Below are 26,729 nucleotides of genomic sequence, written 5' to 3'. Positions count from 1 at the left end.
CCCTCGATAGGCGACTGACGTCCTCGGGGACTACGCGATGGTGGTTGGGGACAACAAAGTATGTTTGAAATAGTTACCGCCAGAGGAGTCCATATGAGGATTGCTATCGTTGGAGGGGGGTTCGCCGGGTTAGCAGCAGCGCAACTGGCCGAAGAGGTCACTGCCGACGTTCGACTCTTCGATAAGGGCTCATACAGCGGCGAGCGGAGAGGTGCCTGGGGGGAGATGGTCTGGGACTACTCCCAGTTGCCCCTGGAACGAGACGTTCCTGGATACGTTCGGGAAGCGACTACTGGTATCTTTGTCGGACACGATGGAAAGACCGCGATAAACGTTCCCGACGGCGTGATACTGAACAGAGGGGAGTTAGAGAAACACTGGGTGGGGACGCTCGAACGGACAGAAATCGTCGAGGACGCGACGGTCGACCAGGGGGAGTTCCGGAGACTAGCTGAGGAGTCGGACCTCCTCGTGGATGCCACCGGGCAGTTCCCGATTTCACGCCGGTTTACCGACCTATCGTATGACGTGGCGTGCCCGACGCTGAGCGGGCGGATAGAGGCCGACTTCTCTCACCTGTACCCGGAACCGAGGGCCCTGGCCTACGAGAACTACTTCCTGTGGATCGTCCCCCAGTCCCCGGCGGAGGCGACTGTCGGACTCGGCTGCAGGGAGCAGAAATCACCCGAGAAACTCTACGCGGATATGCGAAGGTTGCTGACGGAACTGGATATTGAGCCTCCGGCACGTGAGACACTCTACAGCGGAACCGACGTCTCGAACGGATTGCGAAGCCTCTCGCACTGTACGTACGAATTAAACGACTGTACGGTACATATCGCGGGCGATGCCATCGGGTTGGCGAACCGACTGACGGGCTTTGGAATGGTGCATGCAGCACAGTCCGGCCGGACCGCTGTGAGAGCGTTCGTTCAGCAGGAGTCGTATAAACGCAGATTGGTCTGTCAGAACTTCTGGACGAAAGTTGTCACCGGAGCGGCATCCCCTATCCATGCCAGCATTGGATTGGAGGGGATAGCGAGTCTGGCAAAGTCAGACATCGAGTATCAGGAGAGCTTCGAACCGCAGCAGCCGGGAGACATCGTGAGCGCTGTCCGGAAATTTATTTAGCGGCCCTATTCGAGTTTGTCTTTCTGGACGGAGGCATACCTAGTACGGGAACCGCCAGTTCCGGTTTTGAGAGATTGCCGAACAGCACCATGGTGGGGACCAACGTGTCGCCACTGGTTCGTCCGCTACTGTCTTCGATAGAGACACGAACAGTCAACAGGCGCCCGATACATTGCCTGCAGTCGTCTGGTTGTCCATCGAGATTGAGTAACTGAGCTTCCAAGCTATCAGGACCGACTATTCGGTATACCCATCTAAAGTAAGCATACGGTATAGTTATTCAGTATAGCTAAGCAGGTTAGTTAGACCGTATAGTTCGCATAGGCAGTCAGACAAACCAGTCAAGAGAGGTAGTCGATTTGCACAGCTACTAACCCCAGTTCTTCGAGACCCGTAGCGGACCCAAGAGCCCGGCCAACAGGATGAAATCGCGAACAGATCGCGGAGAGATACCCAGACGTGAGCAGGGTGTACCGGTAAAGAGGCTTAGCGGGGAGTTGTAGACTGTTCCCAGTCGTATCCCCACTCGCGAAGCTTCTCAGCGACCAGGTCTGGGTTGTCCATGGCAACGACGAGAGCGGCTTCCAGCGCGTCGGTCTTGTAGACGTCCTCACCGACGTCGTCCTCTAGATTACGAAGGAACGTTGATTCCCGTTCCTCAACCTCGGGCCGAATGAAAATCGGGCGTTGCTTGCGGTCCTGCTTGACAGAGTCACGGCGGAATTTGTACGGAATGTCAGGTTGGGTTGTGCGTTCTTCAGCAGTGCGTTCGGTCTCGACATCGATGGCCTCATCCTTCTGGTCGTTCGGGTCTGGCTCTGTGTCGGTCTCTGCAAACGGATCGTCGCCGGAGCCGGATTTCATGCTGTAGCCTCCTGTTCGCGAGTCCGGCGGAGATTCGTGGCCAAATCTTCGAACTGCTCCAGCGTTTCGAGTTCGTAGTCACGTTCCCGACTCCGGTGCTCTTCGATGTATTTGAACGCGGAACACTGTTTGCGCCAGCACCCCTCAAGCAACGACGTTCGCTCACGGAACACTACCGGAATGTCGTACGACTCCGCCTGAAGCCGTTTGAGCATCTCTTCTTGATCGTTTGTCCCTTTGAACCGGTTCGGTACCGCAGCCAATACGCCGACATTGATATCCAGCGTCTCCTCGAGGCCGGTAACGAGGTCTGCCAGTCCCTCGACGGACTGTTGGCCCTTCCCGCTCGGTTCGAACGGGATGACGAGGTTCCGCGTCGCGTGCAATGCGTTGTACAGTTTCACGTCCGCGGTCGCCGGCGGGTCGATGATGACAGTGTCGTACTCAGTCGGAACGCCCGCCTCTTTCAGCACCCGAAGGAGCTGTACGTTCGGGTTCCAGTTCTCACCGAAGTCCGCTGCTTCCTCCTCACGGCGCCGCAGGTGCTTCGAGAGCACTTCCAGAGAGTTGTGTGCAGGGAGGATATCGACGCCTTCGGACGTCTCGATGAGGTCGGCGAAGGGCCCGCGTGGCCGTTCGACGAGGTGTCGAACCAAGCTATCGGCCTCTGAGTCCGTTCGGTGGTCAGCGACGTCAAACAAGAACGATAGGCTTCCCTCCTGTGGGTCCATATCGATAGCCAGTACGTCGTGACCAGCACGGGCGTCGGCAACGGCGAGGTTCGCCGCCATCGTCGTCTTGCCGACACCGCCGGCCTCGCTGTACACGGTATAGGTCAGCATACCGTACCGGATACACTTCACAGATATAAAGATTAGTCAGACGGTATAGCTATATAGTATAGCCACAATTTTTCGAGAGAGACAGGGTTACTCGGCAAACAGTCCAACGAGCGTCTCGCGCATCTCCGCCCGGCGGTGAGAGCGGGCTTCGGATTCTGAGAGATAGTTGTCGAGAACGACTTGTGCAGACGCCGAGCCCTGCTCTGCTGCAACGTCTTCGAATCGTTCGGCGACCCGCCTGACAGCTGCGCCATACGTCGTATACCAGAACCGGCGCCCTGTCTTCGGCGTTGGCACGGCGTCATCGACGGTGACATCCGCGGTTTCGGCCACAGATTTGAACCGACGGCGAACCGATTCGGCACTCAGATGGCCAGCAGCGGCCTGAGAGGGGAAGAGATAGCCGTTCCAGTCATGGTGAGAAAGCGCCTCGAGACGGGCTTCTGTCGTCTCCAAGCCCGCTAGCAGGGCCACGGTCCCGGGACCGTTCTTCCGCTCGCCGTCGCCGAACTCTATGTACGGGTGTGAATCATCATCCGGTTCGAGATGGAGTTGCCGGATATGAAGCGATGCAACTTCACTCGGCCGAAGCCCCCAACCACAGCAGGCGACCACGATAAGACGGTCCCGCAGGTCAGTCGCCGCCGCATAGAGGCGCTTGACGGCACTTCTATCGAGTGCTTTGTTGTCCCAGGACGGCGTCTCATCCCACCCGAACCTGATTTCAAGGTCGGCCAGCGGGTTGTATGCAGCGTCTCCGAACATCACCAGATGCTTGTAGAACTGCCGCGTGTCCTGGACGTACTTTCTCCGTGACGCAAGCGTCGTCAGCGCCTCGTTCAGTTGATCCAATGCGTCGAACGTCGCAGCGACCCGATCCATCTCCGCTACGCGTTCATCGGGGTTTCCCAGCGCTGCGAGCAGGTCTTTCGTATCGTGGATATTGGTATATACTTTCGCGTAGCGCCGCAGAATCGACCGCCGTGTGTCGATTGTCGCGTCAGCACGCCCACGACGGGTATCCAGCTCAGCGAGGTAGTCTTCGATTGCCCGCTGTGTGTCGTCAGCGAGGAAATCGAAGGGACTCGCCGATCCCCCGGCTTCCGGTACCCCGATCTCGTCGTAGAACTGCCCCGGAGATAGGTCAAGACGGCGCTGAAGGTGTTTGACGAACCCCGGGAACTGGCCGTTCAACCACGCGTATGTTGGTGTTTCGGAGGCTGGGTTTAGGTCATCATCCTCCATCTCCGGTACAATGGTTTCACGATAGAACGCCTCGCAGTCCGTGAGGTCCATTGTTGAGTAGCGGATTTCAGTCATCGTATTGATTTTGCTCGAATTGACGGCAGTAACCGACAGACTGTATTTGTTGATGCATCTGAATCACGGGAATTCCGTGTGTAGCGTATTTCCATCGCATTACTAATAGCTTGTCTTGTGTTGTTTTCTCATTCGGAAACCCACAACAAGACAACTTACTGGGAAACAGGCGTCAGCGCGGATAAATCATATATCGCTATATCAAACTCTCGAGGACCAATAGCTGAGACTGGCAGTCTCAATGCATACGAAATGAGATTCAGGGGGAATCTTGGCTCAAATAACTGTTCAATCTGGATGCGTACTAAGAAATCGGACTACTCTCCACCCACTCAATGATGGGACGTTGTTCTACCCGTGGCTGTTCGTCAGTGTCTCGTCAACGGTCCGTAGCAGAAGCAGACCCGCGGCGAGAGTCGAGAGTATAATATACGCGATAATCATGTCTAAGGAGGGCTCGTCGAACCTCCAGCGAGCTGGACTGAATTGGAAGAACGCCAAAAGGAGTTGAAAAACCAGAACTTGACCGGCCCATTTGAGCGCAGGGAGGAGCCTCATTCTGTCTTGTCAGTGGATTCATCAGATATTAAATTTGGTGGCAACGTTCCTCCTCGAATTTGCGGGCTCGATTCTATACAGAGCGATTCAAGTCGGTGACATCGTGTGTGGAACTGATACCGATACACGTCCTGTAGCGATCACTCGGTTACTGACAGCGGTTGAGCGGGTGTCCGAGGTGCTGCTGTATAGCGTTTCGCTCGTTGGCGCATCGCTCCAAACGAACCACCACCGGTCGAATTCAACCATCCGCCGTTCGTCCTAGTTCAGATGGGCGCTGGAACCAATCGCCACAGTCTCATACTCTGTTGTGCGGAACTACGCTCGGATAGTCCGCTGGGGATTTCGAACGTCCGGCAGCGATACCGGTAGGACGGCGACGATAACGTAGCGGACGACAACACGGGCCGCGTAACGGGATTTTAACCGTCTCGCGTACGAACCCGACACTATGTCGGGTCGGCTGCCACTCGCGCTCGTGACAGTGGTGACGGTACTCGCACTCGTTGCCGGCGCGCCGGCGCTCGAGACCACCCCCGACGGAACTGACAGCAGCGGTGTCAGCACCGACCAGCAACGGCCCGAAGTGGGAACTCAGACACAGCAATCAACCGACAGCGGACATGTCATTTTCGCTACCATCGCCGTGCTCACTCTCATCGCCCTCGGGTACGCACTCAGGCAGTACGGCCGCGACGACGCCGTGGTCGCAACGCTGACGACCGTGGGACTGACCATCGCAGCCGCCGTCGTGGGCGTGCGGCGCTCGGGGGTCGTGGAGTCAATATCCATCGGCGGGGCCAACGGCTCTGCAGTCGACAGCGTCACGTCGACCCCGCTGTCCTCCGAATCACTGTGGGCCCTCGGGGCTGTCGGGTCGTTTGTGGTCGTAGCAGTTGCCGGAGTGGTCTACCTTCGAGGGACTGGCACCGAAACATGGCCGACTACAGACGACGATTCGGACGACGATGCGGGTGACGCGGCAGTCAGCCGGGCGGAACTTGGAGTTGCAGCGGGTCGCGCCGCCGACCATCTCGCCGTGGATGCCCCCTCGGAGAACGCGGTCTACCGGGCGTGGCGCGAGATGACCGAGGTACTGGACGTGCCGAACCCGGAGTCCAGCACCCCCGGTGAGTTCGCTGCGGTTGCCGAGCAGGCTGGAATGGAACCGGACGACGTGGCGACGCTGACCGACCTCTTCGAGGCGGTGCGGTACGGTGACAGCGAACCGACCGACGAACGAGAGCGCCGGGCCGAACAGGCGCTTCGCAACATTGAGCGAACGCACGGGAGCGAGTCGTGAGCCACCGCCGACGCCTCGCGCTCGCGCTGGGGACACTCACCGTCGTCGCCGGCGGCCTGCGTGTCACCGTGGGTAGCTTCGGTGCCTCGGCCCGCCCGGGGTTCGTCATCTTCATCGGCATCATCGGTGTCGGCCTCGCGCTGTACAGCGTCTACCGCCGAGTGCGACGGGCCACGACTGTCGCCGTTCTCGACGATACTTCGGGCCGGGACATCGCCGCGCCAGACGTCGACACCGACGGGTCTGAAACCGGCTCCACGCGGTTCGTGCAGTACCGCCGCCTCGCAGACGAGACGCGCTCACTCCTCGAACAGGCGCTGATCAGGGACGGCCAGGACAGTGCCACCGCCGAGACGGCCATCGATTCGGGCTCCTGGACGGACGACCCCGTCGCGGCCGCGGCGTTCGTCAGCGACCCGGGCCGGTCCAGACAACTCCGCGATCGACTCCGAGCGGGACTCGACGGCACCACCAGACTCGGATACCGCCTCGACCGCGCGGGGACGGCCCTCCGCGGTATATTGGGGCTGTCCGTCTCCGACGAGGCGCCCGTGGCGTCGCGGTCACCGACGCCGACGGGCGTCATCGAGACGGGCCGCTGGACTGGCTTCCGGGCAATTCCGCTAGCATTTGTCGGTGTCGGCATCGTCGCCCGACGGCCCGGGCTGGTACTGGCCGGCGCCGTCGCCGTGGTCGCGCTGGCGGTCGTCGCTGGGGCCCGTCCTCCCGAGCCCGACCTGTCAGTCACGCGTTCAATCGACGCCGAGACGCCGACACACGGCGATGAGGTAACCGTACGGCTGTGGATTCGAAACGATGGCGACCGGACGCTGCTAGACTGCCGCGTGGCCGACGGCGTCCCGGACACGCTGGCGGTCACCGGCGGCTCGCCGCAGTTGGCGACAGCGCTCCGCCCGGACGCAACGGCGGCCGTCGAGTATACGGTCCGCGCGACGCGGGGCGATCACCGGTTCGACGCGCCACACGCGGTCTTCGGTGACGCCCCAGGGGCGAGCGCACGGGTGACCGAGCCGGCCGTCACCGGCGACCGGACACTATCTGTCTCGCTTCCCTCGACCGACCTCGACGTTCCGGTCCGGTCGCGGACGACACAGCACCGCGGCCGTATCGCGGCCGACGAAGGCGGCGACGGTATAGCGTTCTACGCCACGCGTGACTACCGACCGGGCGACCCGCTTTCGCGTGTCGACTGGAACCGCTATGCGAGCACCCGCGAGCTATCGACGCTGGAGTTTCAGGAGGAGCGGGCCGCGACGGTTGTCGCGCTCGTCGACGTCCGCCCCGAAGCCTACCACGCCCCGACCGACCCAGATCTGGATACGACCGTCGACCGGTCGGTCCTGGCCGCACGCGGCGTCGTGGACGCCCGGCTCGACGCCGACGACCGGGTCGGACTGGCCACGCTCTCGGCCGACCGGCTGTACGTCCCGCCCAGCGGCGGCCAGGGCCACCGCAGTCGACTGGAGACGATACTCGCCGCGAACGACGCCCTGGGACCAACACCTACGACAACTGGTTTCTTGGTCAAGCCGACGTTCCGCTGGCTCCAGCGCGAACTGCCTAACGCGGCGCAGGTGGTCTGTTGCTCGCCGCTGACCGACGACGAGGTGGTCCGCATGGTGCAGTACCTATCCGCGTACGGGCACGCGGTGACGGTCCTCAGCCCAGAGCCGGGAATCCCTCCGACAGCGGCCGGAACCGTCGGTGCCGCGCGGCGCCTGTTCCGCAGCTCAACGCTTCGACGGCATGGCATCCCGGTCGTGGACTGGCGACACGACGAGTCGCTCGCGGCCGCGATCGAACGACACCGAGGGGAGTGGTCAGCGTGACTCCCGTCCGCCTCGTGGGTATCGCGGCCGTCGTCGCCGCGCTTTGCGGGACGCTCGCCGTCGTGACGACGCTCGGCGCACCGATTGCACTGCTCGGCGTCGTGCTGGTGGCACTTGGGGTTGTCCGGTCGGTCGGACGTGTCGTGACTGTCGGTGCAGTGACTCTCGCGGTCGCCGTCCTCATTGCCGGGACACCTGGTCACGACGGCCTCGCGCTACTCATCGCGACTGCGGCGCTGATACTCGCGTGGGACTTCGGGCACTACGCCGTCGCTCTCGACCACGGACTGACTGCCGACGCTCACACGCGGAGCGTGGAACTCGTCCGCGTTGCTGGGGGAACCCTCGTCGGGGCTGCCACCGTCGGCGTCCTCTCGGTCGTAACCGCCGCGGTCGCCGTGCCGCCCGTCGACACGTTGACTGCGGGCCTCCTCTTTGGCGGGTCCGTGCTGGCCATCTACGGCATGACTTAAACCGTCGGGACGGATACCCCATCCAGCACGTCGCGCTTGGGGACCTGTTCGGCGCGTTCGTCCGGCGTCAGGACGAGTCGGTGGGCCAGGACCGGTTGTGCGACCCGTTTGATGTCGTCAGGGGTGACGAACTCCCGGCCCTCGATGGCCGCTCTAGCCCGCACCGCTTCGAACAGGCGCTGGGTGCCACGTGGAGAGACGCCTACTTCGACGCTTCGCTCGTCGGGTATGCCGCCATGCAATGCAGGAGGCGATGCGTCTCCGGGCCGGCGGCCACACCGTCGAAGAACTCACGGACCGCCTTGCAGACGTGAAAGCGCAGATCCGCGACTAGGAGGCCGAATTCGATGGAGAATCACCAAACCAACTTCGCGGGACCCTCGCCGACGAGTCCCTTGATACCGATGAAGAAAATCGTCGCCGCGAGATAGCACGCGAGTGGGAACACCTCCAACGACGTATCCAAATCGTCGGGTTCGCAATCTAAGGATAGGACTTCCTTGCCCGACAAACGAATCTATTGAGGCCAGCAGCTAACAGATGTCGGCCCCGCGTTCAGGAAGCAATCCCAATGCGAATCTCTACGCGCAGCTGAGGCGTTAGTTATTTATATACGACTTCACCGCCTTGATACGAGGTATGCTGGGTGATCCGTTTGTAGTGATGAATATCATCGGTTTGCTCGCCTTCGCTATTGTCGGCTCCCTAAAGGGAGTAGAGGCTGATCTCGATCTCCTTGGGGTGGTCATTCTTGGAGTTATTACGGCGTTGGGCGGCGGAACTCTGCGAGATCTTCTCGTCCAACGTGTTCCGAACTCACTGCAGTCGTCAACAGATATGAGTCTCGCCCTCTTTGGAGTCGGTATCGCACTCATCGGCGTCTGGTATGTTGAAGATCTCGTGAACCACCCGCTTGTGACGGGCTCTGATGCGGTTGGGCTAGCGACGTTTGCCACGACGGGTGCACTTGTGGGACACTCAGCCGGCGTCTCGCCGTTCGGAATCGCTATCCTCGCGATGGTGACGGGCGTCGGAGGGGGGTCAATGGCGGACTTAGTTCGCGGGCGGATCCCCTTCGTGCTCGTGGAGGACTTCTATGCGACGTGCGCGCTCGCTGGTGGCGTAGTATTCTGGTTTTCCGTTTGGATCGGAGCGACTACTCAGAGCGGTGCGTTCGGGTGCGCCGCGACGACGCTCATGATGCGTCTACTCGCGATCCATCGCGGCTGGCATTTGCCGAAAATGAGCCGCGTACAGTCTCTGTGAGCACTGATAATTCATTCCCGACGTCATCATCTAAGTATACCGGCCCGAACGTAAACCCATGACGAGCATCGATGCAGCCGTGCTACACGGGCCGCGTGACCTGACAGTCGAGCGAGTCGACCTTGCTCCGCCGGAGGCCGACGAAGTCCGAGTCAAAATATGTGCGGCCGGCGTATGCCACACTGATTACGCCCGCTACGTGGGAGAAAGTAACGTCAGATACCCTGTCATCCTCGGTCACGAAGGTGCCGGTGTCGTCGAGGCAGTCGGTGAACGGGTTACCACAGTCGAGCCGGGTGACCGTGTCGTCCTCACGGTCATCACTCATTGCGGATCGTGTGCTGCCTGTGATCGGGGTAAACCGTTTCTCTGTGAGAACGACGGTCCCGTCCACGACGGGCGGCTGATTGACGGAACTCGGCGCCTATCGATCGATGGCGAACCAATCGACCACTTCTTCGCCCAGTCGTCGTTCGCGACGCGTGCGGTAGTCCCGGCGACGACGGCGATCTCGATACAGTCCGAAATACCGTTCGAAAGAATGGCACTACTGGGCTGTTGTGCTTCGACGGGCGTTGGATCGGTCCTATCGACAGCCACGGTCGAACCCGCCAGTTCTGTCGCCGTCTTCGGCTGTGGCGGGGTCGGAATGAGTGCGGTGCTTGGCGGGGTGACAGTCGGCGCGTCACCACTTGTTGCCGTCGACATGGCGACAAACAGACTCGAAATGGCCGCGGAACTCGGCGCCACGCACACTGTCGATCCGAGGTCGGCCGATGTGGTTGAACACGTCGTCGACCTGACTCACGGTGGCGCTGACTACACGTTCGAATGTTCGGGCAACCAACAGGCCGGGGAACAAGCGCTCGCAGCGACGAGGAAGGGTGGAACAGTCGTAATGGTTGGCGGAGGGGATCCGGAAAACTCCCTCTCCGTCCATCCAAATCGCGACCTGGTTCCGGGTGGGAAAACCATCGTTGGGAGTGTCGCCGGCTCGCTTCGCCCGCACGAAGACATCCCACGCTACGCCCGACTGTGCGCCGACGGACATCTCAACCTCGATGCACTGATTACACACCGATACGACCTTTCAAAACTCCCAAGCGCTTTCGAAACGATGGCAGCAGGGGCTGGGGTCCGGGGCGTTGTCACCTTCGACTAACCACTGTCTCGAGGGGTATAACCCGTCGTCTCTATAGCCGGGAGTCGCAACTAGACGCCTAACTCAGTAGTCGTGAATTGGATCGTCGTCGTCCGTGCAGGCTTGGATATAGCCAATCTTGTCGTAGACAATCCACTCCTCGACGTACTTCCAGACCCCGTCGACCTTCTGAATCAGACAGTTAGCAATCCCGAGGTTGTCCTCCATTGTTTTCCCGGTTGCAGGCCCGTATTCGGTCGGTCCGGTGTTTTCGGCGGTGATTGTCCGAACCATTGAGGTGTAGTAGCCGTCTTCGGGGTTCCCTTCCCAGATGACCTTTTCAATGTTCATCTCAGTCTCGGGAAACGCGTTCAGTCGGGTAAGTGTATCCTCGACGAGGGCTTCTGACCCTTGAATATCTCCGCCCGCTCCGTGGACGAGCACATCGTCGGCGTAGTAGTCGTAGATTTTGCCGACCAGTTTCTCGTCCCAGATTTCGTGAGTACTCTGTTCGATCATCCGCTCAACGTCTAGCTCGTCGGCTGTCTGCCAGTCTTCGGTCATACTGCCCCTCCCACCGGCCATACGGAGGTGTGGAGTTTATTATCTCTCATACCAGCTAGTCCTATATCATCAGTAGGCATTCTAACCATTGGTAGCTCCGAGTGCATCCGAATTGTCAACGTAGCCGTTTATAAAGATACCGCTCAATCAAACTTGATCAACTAGATATGTATCAGACATTTTATTATATAATCTGTGAAAACACAACACTTGACCATCAATTTGAACCGCAAATTATTTTGAGTTCTTTAGCAACTTTCTCGTAGACGCGCATTGCCTCGGTAAGATCTTCTTTGGCGAGCCCGACGTTCACTTGGTTCCGGATGCGAGCCTCGTGAACGAAATAGGTGTATTGATTCCGGAGTACTGCCTCGTAGAATGCGTCGACGACGTAATCAGTTGTCCCACCATTGGGTCTGGTCTCGTGACCAAGTATCCCGGTAACCGGATGCCCCGGAGGTCCAGCCCGTATTTGCGGTAATAGTTTTTCTTATAATTATTACTACGGTAAATATATTGATGAGGAATACGAGTGTCGGAAGAACTCGGTTAAGCCTCACCGGCAGCGCGTGATAGGTGAAGGAGATTGCCAGCCCTGAGTATCTAAAAGCCCCTGATATTTGGAGTGTCGATTTTTAACTTCCGGTCTGGTATATTTAGTGCGAAAGCGCCACGGCAGATTGCATGACCCTGGAACCGGTTAGAATATCTGGTCACTGATGCTGTTGACTGTACCTGTTTCGAGATGATTGCGACCCCGGGTCGCGAAATTCTATACAGAAGTACAGCTGACAGTATGACCGCGACAGCAGTCGACTGGATGGCTGGACGATTCGAACCTAAATGAATGAAACTTCCAACCGAAGTGACGGACTGCAACGTCTCGCTCCAACTAGCTGACCCCGCATGGCTTGCTGTACCGGTCGCAGTGTGTGTCGGAGTCGCTACGGCCCTCCTTGCACCGTTCCAGATGGACCAAGCAGTGATTCTCGGAATCACGGGCTTCTGTATCATCTTATGGATCGGAAACCCGGTTCCACCGTGGTTTACCGGACTGGTAGGCATCGGGCTGGTGGGTTTGACATCTTCCACCGAACTTGCCTTCAGTGGGTTCGCTAAGCCGGTGCTCTGGCTAATCGTGTTCGGACTGGTCGTAGGGGAAGGGATCAACCGGGGCGACCTTGCGACTGTCATTGAGCGCCGTATCGGCCAGTGGGTCGCCACCGATACCCCCGGCGGGATGCGGGATGGAGTTGAGGCTGGCGTCGATACCGTTCGGGTCTTCCGACGGTTGTTGATTGTCCTGTGTCTCGGGGGTCTGGTGTTTGCGCTGATGGTCCCTTCGTCGCTGGTCCGAGTCCTGGTCATGGCACCAATCCTCATCAAAACGGGACAAATCTTCGAATCTAAAACGGCGCGACTTGGAATCCTCTTCGGTCCGCTGTTTGCGACCTTCTACGGTGGGGTCGGAATCCTGACGGGGTTTCTCCCGAACGTCGTGATCGCTGGTGTTCTGGAATCGACCGCCGGCATATCCATCACCTGGAGCCGGTGGCTCGTCACGATGTTCCCGGTCATGGGTCTCGGCCGGATTTTGCTTATTATGGGTGTGATCTATCTTCTGTATCGGCCGGCTCCGGACTCGAAGGTGACAGTTGAGTCTCCAGCAGTAGGAACTGACCCAGCGGAAGTTCGCCGGACCGTCGCATTCTTGCTCGTTGGCGTGGCTCTCTGGTCAACCGACTTCCTCCACGGTCTCCATCCAGTATTCGGCGCGCTCGTGGTGGCCGCGCTCTTCCTAGCCCCGGGGATCGGGACTATCTCGTTTGACGTGATACGCGATATCGACTTCTCGATCATCTTTTTTGTTGGTGCGGTCTTCGCCATCTCTGCAGCCCTTTCGGAGACGGGTGTTTCCGACGTGGCCGCCCGGTCGCTCCTCGCGTTCGTCCCGACCAACGCCCCCCTTTCGATCACGCTACTCGCCGTGTTCGGGGTGACACTCGTTCTGGTGTTCCTCGTGGAAGGCGTCGCGACAGCAAGCATTCTCACGACAGTCCTCGTTTCCTTCGCCGCCGAGGCGGGCCTGCCGTTGGTACCCGTTGTCCAGGTCGAGGCGATGGCCCTCGGCAGTATCTTCTTTCCCTACCAGTCGGTTGTACTCGTCGTAATTCTTGACTACGACCTCGTCGAACCGCTTGAGCTCGTCAAGATCACCACGATCCTCTCTCTCGGGACAATATCGCTTTTGCTGCCCCTCCAGTTGCTGGTGTTCTGGCTCTTCTGACAATCCGAGATTTGTGGTTTTTGTGCGATTGAACGCAGATTCCTGCGTTAGAAGTACTGGCTGTCGTTCCGGATGCGCCCGAAGACGTCCACGCCGATCTGGTCCAACAGGTCGATCATGTCGATGAACACCCAGTTCTCGGCCAGCAGATCGTCCTCGCGCCGCCAGAAGTCCATCACGCGCATCGTGACGGATTCGCCGGTGGCTGGCAGCCCCAACCAGCCGTCGCCCGTGTGGGTCGCGTGGATACTCGGCCATCCCGTCGACGCACAGTATTTGCCCTCGGCAAACCGAGAGACGTGGTTAGCACCTTCACGGTCGGGGAAGGCTTCGAGGAAGGGGCCCTGGTGGAAGTCCTGGAAACCGTCGATGCCCCGGGTTGTCCCAGTACCGGCCGGGCCGTACCACATGAAGTCCTCGTGCCAGTACCGCTCCATGCCCAATTTCTCCAGATCCTCTTCGTCCTCGTATGAGTGTAGTCCATCGAAGATCATATCCTCAACGAGCTGGAGCGTTTGCTGAGATTCGGCCCCGTCCTGGTCGCCCAGCAGGACGCCGTCCTGTGTGGTCGGGCCGGGAATCACGACTTCGGGAGCGAGCGACGGGAAGAGCCGGTAGCCCGCCTGACGCAACACGTCCAGGATGTCGATCAGGAGTCGCGTCTCCGCGATTTTCCCGTCCTCGAACCGGTGGAACTCGCCGTAACGCAGCCATGTCGCGTGGCCCGTCGGCGGGACCTCCAGCCACTCGTTTTCGAACGTCCCGACGAGGTTCCCGGTCGCACAGACCCACTCCTCGCCTTCGAACTCCCCGCCGAACAGAATGTAATCGTTCTTTTCTAGGTCCGGGAACGCCGTCAGCAGCGGCTCCCAGAATTCGGATTCGATCGCTGCTCGTCCCTCAAGCCGGTCTATCGGAGCCGGGCCATGCCACTCGGCGTCCTCGTGGTAGTACTCCGCAATGACGTCTCTGACACTTTCTGGTGTCGTGTCACGGATAGTATGGGAGAACTCGTGGAGACGATTCTTATTCGTAGACCTATGTGTAGTCATGGGTTGCTATCAACAGTTGATTTTCCTTTGGAGGTTATAAAGATCAGGGGTTCAATGGATACCTGTTCGGAGACGACCGAGGCGAAATCGGTCGGAACCGAAGTGAGGACGATTGATCCGAGAGAACTGCCGACAGATTAGAAGTGCTGGCTGTCGTTCCGGATGCGCTCGAAGACGTCGACGCCGATCTGGTCCAACAGGTCGATCATGTCGATGAACACCCAGTTCTCGGCCAGTAGCTCACCCTCCCGACGCCAGACGTCGATGACGCGCATATCTACAGCGTTGCCCGTTGCTGGAAGTCCCAACCACCCATCCCCAAGGTGCGTGCCGACGACGGCTGGCCAGCCCGTTGACGCACAGTAGTTTCCTTCGGCAAGACGTGCGTCGTGATAGCCGACCTCTCGGTCGGGGAAGGCGTCGAGGAAGGGGCCCTGGTGGAAGTCCTGGAAACCGTCGATTCCACGGGTCGTTCCGATGCCCGCCGGACCGTACCATCCGAAATCCTCGTGCCAGTACTCCGCCATGCCCATCCCGTCGAGGCCCGCTTCCTCGTACGAGTTCAGTCCGTCGAAGAGCATTCCCTCGACCAAGTCCATGGTCTTCGCGGATTCGGCCACGTCCTGCTCGTCCAGCAGGACGCCGTCCTGCGTGGTCGGGCCAGGAATCACGACTTCGGGGGCCAACGACGGGAAGAGGGTATAGCCGGCCTGGCGTAAGACGTCTAGGATGTCGATCAGGAGTCGCGTCTCTGCGATTTTCCCGTCTTCGAACCGGTGGAACTCGCCGTAACGCAGCCATGTCGCATGGCCCGTCGGCGGGACCTCCAGCCACTCGTTTTCGAACGTCCCGACGAGATTCCCGGTCGCACAGACCCACTCCTCGCCTTCGAACTCCCCGCCGAACAGGATGTAATCGTTCTTTTCTAGGTCCGGGAACGCCGTCAGCAGCGGCTTCCAGAGTTCGGATTCGATCGCTGCTCGTCCCTCAAGCCGGTCTATCGGAGCCGGGCCGTGAAAGATGGTATCGTCGCGGTAGTGCTCGGCGAGCAGGTCTCCGACCGACTCGGGCGTGGCGTCCCGAATGGATTCGGAAAACTCGTGGACCGATTGCTTATACTCTGCTCTACGTGTGCTCATTGGACTCACCCATGTATCGAGGCTGGGTACCAACCGAAAAAACCCTACCGGTGTTGCGCTCCCGCCGCCACAGAGACGTCGGTCTCCGAGTCGTGTCCCCCGCGCCGGTTGACTGTCGACCCATCAGAAATACTGGCTGTCGTTCCGGATGCGCCCGAAGACGTCGACGCCGATCTGGTCCAGCAGGTCAATCATGTCGATGAACACCCAGTTCTCTGCCAGCCGATCCTCCTCGCGGCGCCAGAAGTCCATCACCCGCATGGTGACGTCTTCGCCGGTCGCTGGTAACCCTAGCCAGCCGTCGCCCGTGTGAGTGGCAAACATACTCGGCCAGCCATGCCAGGCTGCGTAGGTGTCCTCGGCGAACCGGACGTCGTCCTCGTCGGACCAGCGATCCGGGAACGCTTCGAGGAAGGGCCCCTGGTGGTACTCCTGAAAACCGTCGATTCCGCGAGTCGTGCCGATGCCGGCCGGCCCGTACCACATGAAGTCCTCGTGCCAGTACTCGTCGAGCCCCATACCGTAGAGTCCTTCCTCCTCGAAGGAGCCCAGCCCCTCGAAGATCATGTCCTCAACGAGCTGGAGGGTCTGTTCGGACTCCGTGGGGTCCCGGTCGTCCAGCATGACGCCGTCGTGGGTCGCGGGGCCGGGAATCGTGATCTCTGGAGCCAGCGACGGGAAGAGGGTATAGCCGGCCTGGCGTAAGACGTCCAGCATGTCGATCTGCAGTCGCGTCTCGGCGATCTGGCCGTCTTCGAAGCGGTGGAACTCGCCGAACCGGAGGAAAGTCGCCTGCTCTGTCGGAGGGATGTCGAGCCACTCGTGTTCAAAGGTGCCGACGAGGTCGCCGGTCGCGGCGACCCACTCCTCACCGTCGCACTCGTTGCCCAGCAGGATGTAGTCGTTTCGCTGGAGGTCAGGAAATGCCGTGAGCAGCGGCTCCCAAAGCCCTTGGGCGATCGCCTCGGTTCCCTCGCAGTCGTCCATCGGTGCGGGACACCGCACGACGGCGTCGTCCTGGTAATGCTCGGAGATGAACTCCTCGACAGTCTCCGGTGTCGTGTCGTGAACGGTCTGTGAGAGCGCGTGAATGCGCTCCTTGTCAGTGATTGTGGACATCGTGTACGTCCAATAATCAATTCTTCACCCGGGGGGTACCTAAATCATATGTTCGGATGGCGAGACGCCGCCGGACTGACGGTATATATTTATATGCGGCCCGACTTGCACCGTCTATGGCTGACAGCTCACCGGTCGTCAGAGAACTCGATATCGGGAATACCGTCTACGACATCACTTGGCAGGCAGCCGACGAGGGGCCCGACATCACCAAAGGCGAGCGCCACCGAACCTACTTCTTCGACCTGCCCGGCGACGTGCCGACGCTGGTCGACACCTGCTTCCAGAACCGCGTCGAGTACCTCTTTGAGGGGATCGAACAGATCGGCGTCGAACCAGAGCGTCTGCTCATCTCCCACCGACACCTGGACCACGTCGGTGCCTTCGAAGCGGTCGTCGACCGCTATGACCCCGAGACGTGGGTCCACGAAGCCGACAACGTCACTGAAATAGACGACTACGGCATCGACATCCAGACAGAGCCCGACCACCTCTTTACCGGTGGCGAGACCATCGGCCGCTGGGAGGTCGTCCACGTCCCCGGTCACTCGCCGGGTAACTCCGTGTTCGTCGACGAGGAGGCCGGCATCGCCCACATGGCCGACACCGTCTGTGGCTCGGACCGGCGCGGGCTCCCGAAGGGCTACCTGTTGCATCCGCCCCAAGCCACCCACACGAACCAGCCCCCCGAGTCGGCAGTCGCGGCAGAGAAGAACCTGGAGCGCCTGCTCGACTACGAGTTCGAGGTGGCCTTGCTCAACCACGGCAGCCCGGTGTTCGAGAACGCGAGCGAAAAGCTCGAACGCTACGTCAACTTCGAGTCGAATTTCAGCGGCCCCGGCCAGTCCATCCACGCGAACGACCGCAACACCATCGAGGCCGACGCTCTGTACAGCCGCCTCGACGAAGAGTAGTTACTCGTCCGCCGACTCGACTCTGTCTTCCAGTTCGTCCTCGAACATCTTGACGACGGCGCCGACGTCTTCCTCGCCGAACCCTTCGTCACTGGCCTGGGTATACAGCCGGTGGACCAGCCCACCCATCACCATCGGGAAGTCCTCCGCGTCGGCCATGTCGACGGCCAGCCCGATGTCTTTGCGGGCGAAGTCGACTGTAAAGCCCGCATCGAAGTCCCGGTCGAGCACGCGGGGCATTCGGCTCTCGAAGGCCACCGACGTCGCCGAGGCGTTGCCCAAAATGTCCCAGAGGCGTTCGCCGTCGATGCCGTATCGGGCGCCCAGCGCGACCGTCTCCATCGCGAGCATGAGATTGCCCATCGACATCGTGTTGTTGAGTAATTTCATCGCGTGGCCCGCGCCCGAGTCACCCGCGTAGTGCTTCTCTGCACAGAGTGCCCCCAGTACGGCCTGTGCGGAGTCGGACTCGTAGATCTCCTCGGGGCCGCCGACCAGGCCAGTAAGGGTTCCTTCCCTGGAGTTTTCGGGCCCGCCCGTGATCGGGGCGTCCAGAATCTCAGCGGGCGTCTCGGCGACCGCCTCTGCCAGCACTTCCGTGGTCGGCGGCGCGATGGTACTCATCTCCAAGAAGATGGTTTCGACGGACTCGTGGGCCAGGCCGCCCTCGCCGGTGTAGGCGTCCTCGACGATATCGGAGTTGGGAAGGCTCGTTATCGTCACGTCGGCCTCCCGGGCTACGTCGCGTGCGGTGTCAGTGACGGTGCCGCCGTAGTCGGAGAACGCTTCGCGCGCCTCGGGCACGATATCGTGCCCGTAGACGGTAAAACCCTCGTCAAGCAGGTGCTTTGCCATGTTGCCGCCCATCTTGCCGAGTCCGACGACTCCTGCAGTTGTTTCGACCATACGCGAACGTCCAGCCAGCAGCTATTATAATTAACGACCGGGGTTCAGGTGTCGGTGAGAGAAACGAGGAGTCGGCGGGTACGAACGGTCCTCCGGGGGGCTGGGAAACCGCAAATCGGTTCTAGTCGAAGTTGTGATAGACGGATTTCAGCTGGGTGTATTTGAACGCGCCGTGCTTCCCGTCCTCGCCGCCCAGGCCCGACTCGTTCCAGCCGATGTGGTGGCCCTGCTGGGCACCGCCGCTGCCGTTGACGAACGTCTCGCCGAAGTCCAGGTCGTGGACAATCTGCATGGCGTCGCTGTAGCTGTTGGAGAATACGTACGAGGAGAGGCCGTACCGGGAATCGTTGGCGTACTCGACGGCCTGCTCGACGGATTCGACCTCGACGATGGGGGCGACGGGACCGAACACCTCATCGTGGATGACGTCCATCGACTGGTCGACGTTCGTCAGGACAGTGGGCTGGACCCAGTAGCCCGACTCTGCGGGCGGGTCCTCGATATCGATGCCGCCGGTGGCGACCTCGGCGCCCTGTTCGAGCGCCCCCTCGATGGCGGCGTGGGTCTTGTCTAGCTCACCCTGGCTGATCTGTGGACCCATATCGGGGTCGGCCATCGGGTCGCCGAACTCTACGTCGGCCATCGCGTCGACGAACTCGGACTCGAACTCCGCGGACACGTCCTCGTGGACGTAGATGCGCTCGACACAGGTACAGACCTGACCGGCGTTGATGGTACGGGAGCCGACGATGTGTTCAACGGCGCTGTCGATGTCGGCGTCCGCGGTGACGATGGCCGGGGCCTTGCCGCCCAGTTCCAGCGCCACCTGGGTCAGGTCGTCGGCCGCGTCGCGCATGATCGCCTTCCCGGTGTCGACGTTTCCGGTCATGGTGACGTAGTCGACCGCTTCGTCTTTGACCAGGCCCGCGCCGACGCGGCCGCCCCCAGTGACAACGTTGAGCACGCCATCCGGGAGGTCGAGCTCGCGCTGGATGACGTCCATGAGAGCGAGCGTCGTCAGCGGCGTGAGTTCGCTGGGCTTGATGACAGCAGTGTTGCCGGCCACCAGCGCGGGCGCGAACTTCCGGACGAACACCGAGATGGGGAAATTCCAGGGGATGATGCCCGCGACGACGCCGTAGGGCTTCCGCAGGAGGTCGATCTCTTGGCGGCGCGTGCTCCCCGGTACCACGTCGCCCTCGATACGGCGGTCCCACTCGGCGTTGTAGCGGGCGATGTCGGCGGAGGCTTCGATCTCGTATTTAGCGATGGAGATGGTCTTACCCTGCTCTGCGACGAGCGTCTCGGCCAGATCGTCGGCCTGGGCCTCGATCACGTCGGCGACCTCCCGGAGCAGGTCGCCCCGTTCCTTTGCCGGGCGGGCCGCCCAGTCGTCCTGTGCCGCGCGGGCCGCGGCGGTCGCGCGCTTGAGTTCCTCGTCGGTCGCGCTCGGAACTTCCGCGATGGTCTCCTCGGTCGTCGGGTTGATCACCGGAATCGCTTCGTCGCCCTCGGATTCGTGCCACTCCCCATCGATGTAGAGGGGGGTGACGCTCGGGTCTACTGCCATACTACCTGTATATCTGAACGCGTAGATAAATATCTGGCCGTCGTCCGTAGATCCCCTTCGGTCGGTTCCCACTCACTCCGTCCAGTTGCAGTCGTGTTCGCACCCCATCGCTCCGTCGACCGCACACTGTCCCGCGGACCTGTGTCGGTGCACCGCCGGAACGGTGTCGAATCACCGTCGGATCGGTGTCGGGTCAGCGCTGGATCGACGCCGGGTGCGCGTCCAACCGTTCGAAGACGTCGACGCCCAACTGATCCAGCAGGTCGATCATATCGATGAACACCCAGTTCTCCCTCAGTAGATGGCCCTCGCGGCGCCAGAGATCGATAACACGGAAGGTGACTGTCTCCCCCGTCGCGGGGAGGCCCATCAGGCCGTCCCCAAGGTGCGTCGCCTCGCCGCTCGGCCACGCCGTCCACGCACAGTAGTCGTCCTGGGCCACTCGGACGGCGTCCCCGCCGGTGCCGCGGTCGGGGAACGCTTTCAGCCACGGCCCCTGGTGGAACTCTTGGAAGCCGTCGATGCCGCGGGTGGTGCCGATACCGGCTGGCCCGTACCACATGAAGTCCTCGTGCCAGTACTCCTCCATCCGCATGCTGTCCAGGTCCTCGCCGTCGTACGCCCCCAGCCCGTCGAATATCATGTCCTCCACCAGTCGGAGGGTCTGCTCGGTTCCGTCGTCGCTCCCGTCGTCGAGCACGACGCCGTCCCTCGTCGACGGCCCCGGTGTGACGACTTCGGGCGCGAGCGACGGGACGGCGCGATAGCCGGCCTGCCGGAGGACGTCGAGCACGTCGAACAGTACCCGCGTCTCGGCAATCCGACCGTCCACCACCCGGTAGAGCGCCCCGTACTGTATCCAGGTGGCGTGACCGGTCGCGGGGATACCCAGCCACTCCGCCTCGAAGGTACCCACAAACCGCCCGGCGGCGGCGACCCACTCCTCGCCCTCGAACGTCCCACCGAAGAGCATGTAGTCCGTCCGTTCCAGGTCCGGGAAGGCGGTGAGGAGCGGCTCCCAGAACCCCTCCCGGACGGCCCGCCGACCCGACAACTCACCGACCGGGGCCGGACCGTACCACTCGACGTTGGGGTGGTAGTACTCCTCGGTGAACGTCGGGAGCGTCCCGTGGGTCGTCCCGTTGATCGACTGTGCGAACTCGTGGATACGTCGCGTCGGTCGTACGCTTGCCATGGTACTTACCCTCGTTCCGGTTCGGACGCTTCGATTAAAAAGCTGTCTGGCGGGGAGTTAGAGGTCAGCGGCGGCGGCGCGGAAGCCGACCAGACGACCGATGATCAGCACGAGCACGAGCACCAGCAGGATCTGGATCGTCGCTGTCGCCGCGATGAGCGGCGAGGAGTCGTACTGGAGGAAGGTGAAGATCTCGACGGGGAGCGTCGTGGTGTTTCGTCCGGAGAGGAACAGCGAGATGACCGAGTCGGTAAAGGAGAGGATGAACGCGAGCAGGAACCCGGAGACGACTCCGCTCCGAATCAGCGGCAGCGTCACCTTGGTGAACGTCTGGAACCGCGAGGCCCCGAGGTTCCGGGCCGCTTCTTCGAGTTCGTCATCGAGCGACTGGAGCGCGGTCATCGACGTGAGGAACGTGTACGGGATGGTGATTACGACGTGGCCGACGACGATCTTGATGAACTGTGGGATAAATGTGAATGCGTTGGCGTCGAGCACGATCAGGATCGAGAGCGCGATGATCGCCGGCGGGATGATCAACGGCAAGATGAAGTACATCACGGCCTCGTTCTCAAAGGGGATCTCGCGCCGTGCAACGACGTACGCCGCACTCACGCCGAGAATCGTCGCTACCAGCCCCGCCGCGAGGGCGATGGGCAGGCTCACGAAAAAGAACGCCTCGAAGAACGAGCTCGCGAAGAACTCGTTGAACCAGCGGAAGGAGATTCCTTTGGGCGGGAACGCCTGCGACTCGGTCGGGCTGAACGAGATCGCCACGACGAACACTATCGGCAACACCAGCACGCCGAAGCCGAGCGACAGCAGTCCGTAGTACAGCATTCGACCGACGGCGACTGCCGCGGGCGAGAGCGACCGCGAGTTGCGCCCGGTCAACAGCGTCATCAGTCCCATTCTTCCACCCCCATCCGGTCACGAATGACCTTGAAGTAGATGTACACCAGTGCAGTGGTCGACAGCGTGAGCACAGTCCCGATGGCACTCGCGAATGGCCAGTTACCCCCGGAGATGGCCTGGTCGTATATCAGCAGGCCCATCGTCAGGTCGGTACGGCCACCCAGCAGGTCGGGCGTGACGATGGAGTTCATCGTGAGGACGAAGACGAATATCGTGCCGGTGACCAGCCCAGGCAGACTCAGGCGGAACGTGATCTTGAAGAACGCCTCAAGTCTGTTCGCCCCAAGGTTGCGCGCGGCCATCACCAGCGAGTCCGGGATATCCTCCACCGAGGAGTACACCGGAAGGACGACCAGCGGCAGGTAGACGCCCACGAGACCGATGGTGACAGACATGGTGTTACCCAGCAGTTGGAGTTTCGTCCCCAGGACCGCTTGCAGGATATTGTTGATGATACCGTTGGTCGAGAAGAGGACGATCCACCCGTAGATTCGGACGACGGTCCCGACCATCAGCGGCAGGAACACGGCGAACAGCGCGAGTTGTCGCCGCATCGGCGTCGTGCGGGCGATAAAGTACCCTACCGGGTAGCCGACGAGAATGCAGGCGGCCGAGACGATGAGCGATAGCTTGATCGTGTACCAGAGCAGCCCGCGGTAGAAGGAGTCGAACAGGAGCTTCTCGTAGTGCGAGAGAGTGAATGTCCACTCGATGATCCGTGTCGGACTGTACGTGAAGAAGCTGATATAGACCGCATACAGGATAGGGACAATCAGGAACACCAGCAGGTACGCCGCTGTGGGGATCGCTGGCAGGTAGTCGTCCAGTCGGTCCCTGACCGATTCCGACCCGGTGAGGCGGGTATAGAGGTCGTCAGTCGTCTCCGTTATTCCGCTAATCATCTCAGGCCTCCACGAGGCCGTAGTGATCGAAGTGCACTGTTACTGTCTCGCCCTCGCTGTACTGTGGCGCACCGAGGTCGGTCACCAGAAACTCGGTGCCCGCCACTTCGACCTGATACTCGGTGACCGAACCGAGGTGGACCGTGCTCTTAATCGTCCCTTCGAACGATTCTCCCTCTCCCCCGTCCTCGTCGAGCAAGATGTCTTCGGGGCGGATGTAGAGAACGCCCGGAGCGTTGTCTTCAGGGACGTCAGTGAATGGGAGCGAAAAGGCTCCCGAGTCGTCCTGGAAGCTCGCCGTGCCGTTCGACCGGTCGATAGTGCCCTCGAGGAAGTTCGAGTCACCGACGAAGTCGGCACAGAACGAGGACTGTGGCTCGCTGTAGATCTCCGAAGGTGGGGCACACCGAACCTTCTTACCCTCGTGGAGAACCAGCACGCGGTCCGACAGCGTGAGCGCTTCGCGCTGGTTGTGGGTAACGTAGATGGACGTGATGCCCAGTCGATCGTGCAAGTCCCTGATCTCGCGACGCATCTTCTCACGCAACTGGCGGTCGAGGTCCGACAACGGCTCGTCGTAGAGCAACAGATCCGGTTCGAGTACCAGCACACGAGCGAGTGCGACCCGTTGCTGTTCACCGCCACTGAGGTTCTGTATATTACGGTCTTCGTACCCCGGAAGCGAGACGATCTCGAGGATCTCCTCGATGCGCGACTCAAGCTCCGACTCGCTCAGGTTCTCGCGGTGGCGGAGTCCGAACGCGACGTTGTCGAACACGGACATGTGCGGGAATAGCGCCAGTCGCTGAAACACGAGCCCCATGTTCCTGTCCTCCGGTGGGAGGCCAAGCATCTCTTCGTCGGCCACCATGATGCTTCCTCCCTCTGGGTCGACAAAGCCCGCGATGGACTTCAGCATCGTCGTCTTCCCCGATCCGGACGGGCCTAATATCGATACGAATTCGCCGTCTTCAATGTCTATCGAAACGTCGTTGACGGCAACGACGTCGTCGTATTCTTTTCGAAGGTTTGTTATACTGACAGACGCCATTTACGGTTTCTATCGGGTAATTGTGATATTGGTATTTATACTTTGTGGAGAGTAGTCACGGTTGCTGCTGACACGCAGCGTAGTCATTGTCCGTGAAGCCTTCTGCAGAACGTCTCCACACCTATGGCGAGAAATCCACCAAAGGGTGAAGGTATCTTATCGAGGTGGGCGTTCGACCTGCCAATACGCTGATTATGCAGCCGTGTTATCCGCCGGCGAGGACCTTCCGGAACTTCTCGCCGTCCGCGTTCGACTGTTTGGCAGCCTGCACCCAGTCGATACCGACGTTGTAGCGCTCGATCTGCTCGTCGCTCGGGTTCATCATCGGGTGGTTCTCCTTGGCTTCGTCAGAGATGTACTCCGAGGCGCCAGGTGCGCAGGGCGGGTAGCCCATCACTTCAGCGAACGTGGCCTGTACCTCGGGGTGGAGACAGCCACGGGCGTACTCGTCGGCAACCGCCTTGTGAGCGTCGCTGACGTGCTTCGTAATCGGGTAGCCCCAGAAGTCAAGCGGGGCACCGGCTTCGGGCACGGTGAACTCCATGTCGAGTCCCTCGTCGAGTTCGAGGTTCTCCGTACGGGCCGAGAGGAACGGGGCGACGACCATGTCACCGTTCTGGAAGAGCTTCAGCGCCTGGTCGATCTGGTCGAAGATGACCGGGTCCGTCACTTCGACGAACTCGCGCATCCACTCGAGACCAGGTTCAATGTTGTCGAGGGTGCCACCCTCTTTCTTGTTGATAACGTAGAAGTACTTCGAGCCAGCGTTCGCCCACGGCTCGAAGCCGACCTTCCCCTTGAGGTCGGGGTCGATGAGGTCGTCCCACGTCTCGAAGGTTTTGTCTGTCATGTCGGTTCGCGCCGCGATACCACGGGGGAATGCGACCGTCCCGCCCATGTACTCGTTCTTGTATGCGTCCGGGATGTCGTCGAAGCCTTCGATGTCGGTCTGTTTCCGGATGGCATCAATCTCACCGAGGATCGCGGCTCGCTGGCCGTCGAGTTCGATGGCGTCGTACGCCGGCTGCTCCGGACTCCGCTGCAGTTCGGAAAAATACTGGTTCGATGCGGCGGACGTGTACTCGACCTTGTGCTTTGTATCCCACGCAATCTCGCCGTTCTTGAACGGTTCGGTGAACGCCTTCCGTCGGTTCTCCCCCCAGCTACCCCCTCCTCCGGCGACGCGCAGCGCGACGTCGCTCCCGCTGCTGGAACTCCCGTCCGACGAGTCGCTGCCACTGCCCCCATCACTAGACGAGGTACCGCTGTTGGTCGACGAACTCCCACCATCACCGCCATCGCTGCCTGAACATCCCGCGAGACCGGCAACGCCGGTACCCACGCCGAGCGACTTGATTACTTTCCGTCTGGTCACAGGGCTGTCAGAGAGTCCCATGGAGCCTAAGTGTTCTTCATCACACTTGAAACTTTTGGACACTGAGTACAATTCCACCTCGATTCCCGCAGGCTCTGATAAACTTCCCGCGCACCACCGACGCACAGACCGTTTTCGCGTGTTCAAGCATACTGAATTAGTATAGATAAGGATAGGACAATAGAAACACTGTTGTGGGGCGTTCTCGTATGGGTTGATATGGCACAGAGCGACAACGTGCTCAAATCGGTCGATACGGTGTTCAAGATAATTAAACATCTCGAAACCCGGGGTGGGACAACGGTGACAGAACTGGCTTCGGAGCGGGAGATGCCAAAAAGCACTGCACAGGTGTATCTGAACACACTCCACGCCAACGGGCTTGTCGTGAAAGATGATGGCGAGTACAAGATCGGTCTGCGGTTTCTAAAGTACGGGATGCATGCACTGTGGAACCAGCAGGTCTTCCCCCGGGTCCGAGACAAGGTGGACGAGCTCGCCGAATCAACCGGAGAACTGGCCTCCTGTTTCGTGGAGGAGCGCGGCGACGCGGTCTATATCTACGGGACGGAAGGGTCACAAGCGATCCGGACCGATCTCTCGATCGGCGACCGATCGGGGCTCCACTGTACTGCGAGTGGGAAGGCGATTCTCGCTAACCTCCCCCAGCAACGAATCGACACCCTGCTAGACGTCGAATCGTTCCAGGCACTGACCGACCAGACTATTGTCGAACCGGAAACGTTGCGGGACGAACTGGAAACCATTCGTGAACGGGGTTTCGCCTACTCCCATCAAGAATCCGTCAAAGGGATGCGCGCCGTCGCAGCACCAATTTCCATTGAGGACCACGTTGTCGGGTCGATAAGTCTCGCAGGCCCCGCAAACCGGTTCGTCGGGGATCGTTTCGAGCGTGAACTGCCTGAAATCGTCACAGGCGCCGCCAACGAGATGGAACTCAAACTCACGTACTCCGAGAGTGGACTCTGACA

Annotated in this window: 23 protein-coding genes and 3 pseudogenes; 11 read left to right on the top strand and 15 right to left on the bottom strand. The window is 60.5% G+C overall.

Annotation, left to right across the window (positions count from 1 at the left end):
• The first annotated feature begins 60 nt into the window (after positions 1-60).
• The gene (locus KZ498_RS20395) at positions 61-1,131 is read left to right on the top strand and encodes an NAD(P)-binding protein (protein WP_312621201.1); all 1,071 of its coding nucleotides are present in this window, start codon (positions 61-63) and stop codon (positions 1,129-1,131) included.
• A gap of 486 nt (positions 1,132-1,617) precedes the next feature.
• On the opposite strand, the gene KZ498_RS20390 is transcribed toward KZ498_RS20395, so the two are convergent.
• The 3 genes from KZ498_RS20390 to KZ498_RS20380 form a co-directional block, all read right to left on the bottom strand.
• A complete protein-coding gene (locus tag KZ498_RS20390; protein WP_312621199.1) occupies positions 1,618-1,995 on the bottom strand; it encodes a hypothetical protein in 378 nt (125 codons plus the stop codon).
• Positions 1,992-2,837: a ParA family protein gene (locus tag KZ498_RS20385; protein WP_312621198.1), complete on the bottom strand. Its 846-nt coding sequence runs from the start codon at positions 2,835-2,837 to the stop codon at positions 1,992-1,994. The genes KZ498_RS20390 and KZ498_RS20385 overlap by 4 nt, the downstream gene beginning before the upstream one ends.
• A gap of 87 nt (positions 2,838-2,924) precedes the next feature.
• The gene (locus KZ498_RS20380) at positions 2,925-4,133 is read right to left on the bottom strand and encodes a tyrosine-type recombinase/integrase (RefSeq protein ID WP_312621197.1); all 1,209 of its coding nucleotides are present in this window, start codon (positions 4,131-4,133) and stop codon (positions 2,925-2,927) included.
• 1,033 nt (positions 4,134-5,166) lie between these two features.
• Here KZ498_RS20380 and KZ498_RS20375 point away from each other — a divergent pair.
• From KZ498_RS20375 to KZ498_RS20365, 3 genes are read left to right on the top strand one after another with little or no spacing between them, the layout of a single operon-like run.
• Positions 5,167-6,018 carry a DUF4129 domain-containing protein gene (locus KZ498_RS20375; protein WP_312621196.1) on the top strand — a complete coding sequence of 284 codons (852 nt, stop codon included), beginning with the start codon at positions 5,167-5,169 and terminating at the stop codon, positions 6,016-6,018.
• Positions 6,015-7,868, top strand: coding sequence for a DUF58 domain-containing protein (locus tag KZ498_RS20370; RefSeq protein WP_312621195.1), 1,854 nt, complete (start codon positions 6,015-6,017; stop codon positions 7,866-7,868). Before KZ498_RS20375 ends, KZ498_RS20370 begins: the two co-directional genes overlap by 4 nt.
• Complete coding sequence (locus KZ498_RS20365) at positions 7,865-8,341, top strand: hypothetical protein (RefSeq protein WP_312621194.1); 477 nt, start codon at positions 7,865-7,867, stop codon at positions 8,339-8,341. Before KZ498_RS20370 ends, KZ498_RS20365 begins: the two co-directional genes overlap by 4 nt.
• Here the strand turns inward: KZ498_RS20365 and KZ498_RS20360 are convergent.
• Positions 8,338-8,562: pseudogene (locus tag KZ498_RS20360) on the bottom strand (AAA family ATPase); the annotation flags it as partial. The gene KZ498_RS20365 and the pseudogene KZ498_RS20360 overlap by 4 nt on opposite strands.
• Positions 8,563-8,573: 11 nt before the next feature.
• Between KZ498_RS20360 and KZ498_RS24770 the strand changes: the two are divergent.
• The 4 genes and pseudogenes from KZ498_RS24770 to KZ498_RS20345 form a co-directional block, all read left to right on the top strand.
• A pseudogene (locus KZ498_RS24770) lies at positions 8,574-8,878 on the top strand (hypothetical protein); the annotation flags it as partial.
• Positions 8,879-8,980: 102 nt separating this feature from the next.
• Positions 8,981-9,607 (top strand): trimeric intracellular cation channel family protein, encoded by a 627-nt coding sequence (locus KZ498_RS20355; RefSeq protein WP_312621192.1) that lies wholly within the window; start codon positions 8,981-8,983, stop codon positions 9,605-9,607.
• A gap of 58 nt (positions 9,608-9,665) precedes the next feature.
• Positions 9,666-10,061: pseudogene (locus KZ498_RS24765) on the top strand (alcohol dehydrogenase catalytic domain-containing protein); the annotation flags it as partial.
• 87 nt (positions 10,062-10,148) lie between these two features.
• Positions 10,149-10,769, top strand: a complete 621-nt coding sequence (locus tag KZ498_RS20345) for a zinc-binding dehydrogenase (protein WP_312621188.1) — start codon at positions 10,149-10,151, stop codon at positions 10,767-10,769.
• A gap of 63 nt (positions 10,770-10,832) precedes the next feature.
• Here the strand turns inward: KZ498_RS20345 and KZ498_RS20340 are convergent, their stop codons facing one another.
• Complete coding sequence (locus KZ498_RS20340) at positions 10,833-11,312, bottom strand: ester cyclase (protein WP_312621186.1); 480 nt, start codon at positions 11,310-11,312, stop codon at positions 10,833-10,835.
• Positions 11,313-12,159: 847 nt separating this feature from the next.
• Between KZ498_RS20340 and KZ498_RS20335 the strand changes: the two genes are divergently transcribed.
• Positions 12,160-13,599: an SLC13 family permease gene (locus tag KZ498_RS20335; protein ID WP_312621185.1), complete on the top strand. Its 1,440-nt coding sequence runs from the start codon at positions 12,160-12,162 to the stop codon at positions 13,597-13,599.
• 47 nt (positions 13,600-13,646) lie between these two features.
• Here the strand turns inward: KZ498_RS20335 and KZ498_RS20330 are convergent, their stop codons facing one another.
• The 3 genes from KZ498_RS20330 to KZ498_RS20320 all read right to left on the bottom strand — a co-directional run bounded on the left by KZ498_RS20330 (position 13,647) and on the right by KZ498_RS20320 (position 16,909).
• Positions 13,647-14,651, bottom strand: coding sequence for an ester cyclase (locus KZ498_RS20330; protein WP_312621184.1), 1,005 nt, complete (start codon positions 14,649-14,651; stop codon positions 13,647-13,649).
• A 137-nt stretch (positions 14,652-14,788) separates the two neighbouring features.
• A complete protein-coding gene (locus KZ498_RS20325) occupies positions 14,789-15,790 on the bottom strand; it encodes an ester cyclase (RefSeq protein ID WP_312621182.1) in 1,002 nt (333 codons plus the stop codon).
• A gap of 123 nt (positions 15,791-15,913) precedes the next feature.
• Positions 15,914-16,909, bottom strand: coding sequence for an ester cyclase (locus tag KZ498_RS20320; RefSeq protein ID WP_312621181.1), 996 nt, complete (start codon positions 16,907-16,909; stop codon positions 15,914-15,916).
• Positions 16,910-17,025: 116 nt separating this feature from the next.
• On the opposite strand from KZ498_RS20320, the gene KZ498_RS20315 reads away from it, so the two are divergent.
• On the top strand, positions 17,026-17,823 hold the full coding sequence (locus KZ498_RS20315) for an MBL fold metallo-hydrolase (protein WP_312621179.1): 798 nt from the start codon (positions 17,026-17,028) through the stop codon (positions 17,821-17,823).
• Here KZ498_RS20315 and KZ498_RS20310 read toward each other — a convergent pair whose 3' ends face one another.
• The 7 genes from KZ498_RS20310 to KZ498_RS20280 all read right to left on the bottom strand — a co-directional run bounded on the left by KZ498_RS20310 (position 17,824) and on the right by KZ498_RS20280 (position 25,758).
• Entirely contained in the window at positions 17,824-18,729 is a 906-nt protein-coding gene (locus KZ498_RS20310) for an NAD(P)-dependent oxidoreductase (protein WP_312621178.1), read from the bottom strand.
• A 121-nt stretch (positions 18,730-18,850) separates the two neighbouring features.
• The gene (gene aldA, locus KZ498_RS20305) at positions 18,851-20,299 is read right to left on the bottom strand and encodes an aldehyde dehydrogenase (RefSeq protein WP_312621175.1); all 1,449 of its coding nucleotides are present in this window, start codon (positions 20,297-20,299) and stop codon (positions 18,851-18,853) included.
• A 193-nt stretch (positions 20,300-20,492) separates the two neighbouring features.
• A complete protein-coding gene (locus KZ498_RS20300) occupies positions 20,493-21,494 on the bottom strand; it encodes an ester cyclase (protein WP_312621174.1) in 1,002 nt (333 codons plus the stop codon).
• 57 nt (positions 21,495-21,551) lie between these two features.
• On the bottom strand, positions 21,552-22,406 hold the full coding sequence (locus tag KZ498_RS20295; protein WP_312621173.1) for an ABC transporter permease: 855 nt from the start codon (positions 22,404-22,406) through the stop codon (positions 21,552-21,554).
• Positions 22,397-23,311: an ABC transporter permease gene (locus KZ498_RS20290; RefSeq protein ID WP_312621172.1), complete on the bottom strand. Its 915-nt coding sequence runs from the start codon at positions 23,309-23,311 to the stop codon at positions 22,397-22,399. The genes KZ498_RS20295 and KZ498_RS20290 overlap by 10 nt, the downstream gene beginning before the upstream one ends.
• 1 nt (position 23,312) lies before the next feature.
• Entirely contained in the window at positions 23,313-24,362 is a 1,050-nt protein-coding gene (locus KZ498_RS20285) for an ABC transporter ATP-binding protein (protein WP_312621171.1), read from the bottom strand.
• A 205-nt stretch (positions 24,363-24,567) separates the two neighbouring features.
• Positions 24,568-25,758 (bottom strand): extracellular solute-binding protein, encoded by a 1,191-nt coding sequence (locus KZ498_RS20280; RefSeq protein WP_312621169.1) that lies wholly within the window; start codon positions 25,756-25,758, stop codon positions 24,568-24,570.
• A gap of 198 nt (positions 25,759-25,956) precedes the next feature.
• On the opposite strand from KZ498_RS20280, the gene KZ498_RS20275 reads away from it, so the two are divergent.
• Complete coding sequence (locus tag KZ498_RS20275; RefSeq protein WP_312621167.1) at positions 25,957-26,727, top strand: IclR family transcriptional regulator; 771 nt, start codon at positions 25,957-25,959, stop codon at positions 26,725-26,727.
• The last annotated feature ends 2 nt before the right edge of the window (positions 26,728-26,729 follow it).

Origin of the sequence: Haloarcula sp. 1CSR25-25, assembly GCF_032027985.1 — an archaeon.
In the GTDB taxonomy this organism is placed as follows: Archaea; Halobacteriota; Halobacteria; order Halobacteriales; family Haloarculaceae; genus Haloarcula.
This window is presented reverse-complemented; position numbering and strand designations above follow the sequence as displayed.

Excerpts from the sequence above, each read along its gene's own strand:
- KZ498_RS20395 (WP_312621201.1), top strand. The coding sequence starts at position 61 with ATGTTTGAAATAGTTACCGCCAGAGGAGTCCATATGAGGATTGCTATC.
- KZ498_RS20390 (WP_312621199.1), bottom strand. The coding sequence starts at position 1,995 with ATGAAATCCGGCTCCGGCGACGATCCGTTTGCAGAGACCGACACAGAG.
- KZ498_RS20385 (WP_312621198.1), bottom strand. The coding sequence starts at position 2,837 with ATGCTGACCTATACCGTGTACAGCGAGGCCGGCGGTGTCGGCAAGACG.
- KZ498_RS20380 (WP_312621197.1), bottom strand. The coding sequence starts at position 4,133 with ATGGACCTCACGGACTGCGAGGCGTTCTATCGTGAAACCATTGTACCG.
- KZ498_RS20375 (WP_312621196.1), top strand. The coding sequence starts at position 5,167 with ATGTCGGGTCGGCTGCCACTCGCGCTCGTGACAGTGGTGACGGTACTC.
- KZ498_RS20355 (WP_312621192.1), top strand. The coding sequence starts at position 8,981 with ATGCTGGGTGATCCGTTTGTAGTGATGAATATCATCGGTTTGCTCGCC.
- KZ498_RS20345 (WP_312621188.1), top strand. The coding sequence starts at position 10,149 with ATGGCACTACTGGGCTGTTGTGCTTCGACGGGCGTTGGATCGGTCCTA.
- KZ498_RS20340 (WP_312621186.1), bottom strand. The coding sequence starts at position 11,312 with ATGACCGAAGACTGGCAGACAGCCGACGAGCTAGACGTTGAGCGGATG.
- KZ498_RS20335 (WP_312621185.1), top strand. The coding sequence starts at position 12,160 with ATGAAACTTCCAACCGAAGTGACGGACTGCAACGTCTCGCTCCAACTA.
- KZ498_RS20330 (WP_312621184.1), bottom strand. The coding sequence starts at position 14,651 with ATGACTACACATAGGTCTACGAATAAGAATCGTCTCCACGAGTTCTCC.
- KZ498_RS20325 (WP_312621182.1), bottom strand. The coding sequence starts at position 15,790 with ATGAGCACACGTAGAGCAGAGTATAAGCAATCGGTCCACGAGTTTTCC.
- KZ498_RS20320 (WP_312621181.1), bottom strand. The coding sequence starts at position 16,909 with ATGTCCACAATCACTGACAAGGAGCGCATTCACGCGCTCTCACAGACC.
- KZ498_RS20315 (WP_312621179.1), top strand. The coding sequence starts at position 17,026 with ATGGCTGACAGCTCACCGGTCGTCAGAGAACTCGATATCGGGAATACC.
- KZ498_RS20310 (WP_312621178.1), bottom strand. The coding sequence starts at position 18,729 with ATGGTCGAAACAACTGCAGGAGTCGTCGGACTCGGCAAGATGGGCGGC.
- aldA (WP_312621175.1), bottom strand. The coding sequence starts at position 20,299 with ATGGCAGTAGACCCGAGCGTCACCCCCCTCTACATCGATGGGGAGTGG.
- KZ498_RS20300 (WP_312621174.1), bottom strand. The coding sequence starts at position 21,494 with ATGGCAAGCGTACGACCGACGCGACGTATCCACGAGTTCGCACAGTCG.
- KZ498_RS20295 (WP_312621173.1), bottom strand. The coding sequence starts at position 22,406 with ATGGGACTGATGACGCTGTTGACCGGGCGCAACTCGCGGTCGCTCTCG.
- KZ498_RS20290 (WP_312621172.1), bottom strand. The coding sequence starts at position 23,311 with ATGATTAGCGGAATAACGGAGACGACTGACGACCTCTATACCCGCCTC.
- KZ498_RS20285 (WP_312621171.1), bottom strand. The coding sequence starts at position 24,362 with ATGGCGTCTGTCAGTATAACAAACCTTCGAAAAGAATACGACGACGTC.
- KZ498_RS20280 (WP_312621169.1), bottom strand. The coding sequence starts at position 25,758 with ATGGGACTCTCTGACAGCCCTGTGACCAGACGGAAAGTAATCAAGTCG.
- KZ498_RS20275 (WP_312621167.1), top strand. The coding sequence starts at position 25,957 with ATGGCACAGAGCGACAACGTGCTCAAATCGGTCGATACGGTGTTCAAG.